Origin of the sequence: Paenibacillus sp. LHD-38 (genome assembly GCF_031157315.1) — a bacterium.
Lineage (GTDB): Bacteria > Bacillota > Bacilli > Paenibacillales > Paenibacillaceae > Pristimantibacillus.
The window spans coordinates 1-1,515 of record NZ_JAVIFU010000124.1 but is presented as its reverse complement, the minus strand read 5'-3'; the positions used below and the strand labels follow the sequence as shown (position 1 = coordinate 1,515).

Here is a 1,515-nt window from a genome sequence, read left to right as displayed (position 1 = left end):
CTCAACTTTCGCAGCTTGAAATTGACAGATAAGCCTTGATGTAATTAGGCAAACCTGCAATCCAATACTGGAGTTGACTCTGAATTAGCTTTGTGATCTTCTTTCCAGCTTTCGTAGCGATCTCATTAATTAATTCGACCAGTTGTTGGAGAGCTATTGCCCAATCCAACGTGCTTACCTCATCACAAAGCTGATAAAACAGACCACCGAGTGTTCGTTGATCGGTACTCTGACGGTGCTGCCAAGCCAAAAGAATATAACGAGAGAATACGATTGTCGTATGGCTAACGAGCAAGTCATAAGAACGACCTTGAAACTCCTTCTGTAAACGCAGAAGCGATTTGGTACACTTGAAGAAAACTTCGATGTCCCAACGCATCTTATAGGTGGCAATTACTTCTTGAGGTGTCAAAGTTAAATCCGTTGAGAGAATAGCAAGCCACTCGTTCTTCTTAGAACGATGGCGAATAAACACGACCATGACGGGTACGCTTGGAACGAGAAGTGTTCGAATACAGCGAAGAACGGTACGGTTGGTTCCTTCAACTTTGGGAGCAACCTCATACAAAGCCTTTAGGGACAACCGTTTACCCTCTACTAGATATCGTTTGTTATCATTCTTGACCATGCCAATTACATGCAGTCCACGATTCAGGATTTCCTGAATAAGAGGTGCATGAGTAAACCAACTGTCCATTAACGCGTAAGAAGCAGAAACCCCTGCAGCAATGGCCCGATCAACCATGGCCGTAATCACTTGCGGTCCCGGCAGTAAGGCTTCCTTGCGGCGCTTATAGCCAGATGTACGCTTGTCGATCTTTTCCGTCATACCTACAATTCCGGATTTTATCGAACTAAGCAAGCTAAAGTCCATTGGTAGAAACGTATGGCCGTCTGACCAGCCCATTGTCATCATACGAAATCCCTTGTAGTACGCACCTGTTGCGTGATCTTTAAATCTTGCCAAGAGTTCTACGGCTTTACTGCGATTACGCTCAAACATGGAATCGTCAAAAATAAACGCTGTTATCCGATCATCCGAGGTTAACGATTCAACTTTATCAATGGTTTCGATGCTTAAGGACGTCAAAAATCTACGCCAAGCAAAACCAGGGTGATTCAAGAAACGATATACCGTATCTTTACCTAGAAACGACTCGCCTTTATTGCTTTCGAGGAGACGAAACCAGTTTTTTTGATGAAACAAGAGCACAAATACCAAACGAAACAAGTACACGCATGTGAATCCAAACTTCTTCTTAAAGCCCGAATTGTTAAGGTGTTTGGGCACATTTAATTCTTTAAAGCCAAGCTTAATTTCATTAGGGAGTTGATCAAATGGATCATTATGATTTATCATATAGGAAGCACCTTTTCTGCGTATAATTTGGGATCTCGACAATTCCTATTATACCAAACAGAAGGTGTTTTTTGTTCGTCAAACCCTATATTATAACGGTCATAATGCCTTTAGTATCAAGGCTCTAGAGTTGTTTTGGCTCTGAGAAAGTTGAG

Annotated in this window: 1 protein-coding gene; it reads right to left on the bottom strand. The window is 42.2% G+C overall.

The genetic code is table 11. The annotated features are described in order from the left end of the window. Position 1 precedes the first annotated feature (1 nt). Entirely contained in the window at positions 2 to 1,360 is a 1,359-nt protein-coding gene (locus RCO25_RS34495; protein ID WP_309000553.1) for an IS4 family transposase, read from the bottom strand. Positions 1,361 to 1,515: the final 155 nt, after the last annotated feature.

Coding starts and splice junctions, on each gene's coding strand:
- RCO25_RS34495 (WP_309000553.1), bottom strand. CDS start 1,360: ATGATAAATCATAATGATCCATTTGATCAACTCCCTAATGAAATTAAG.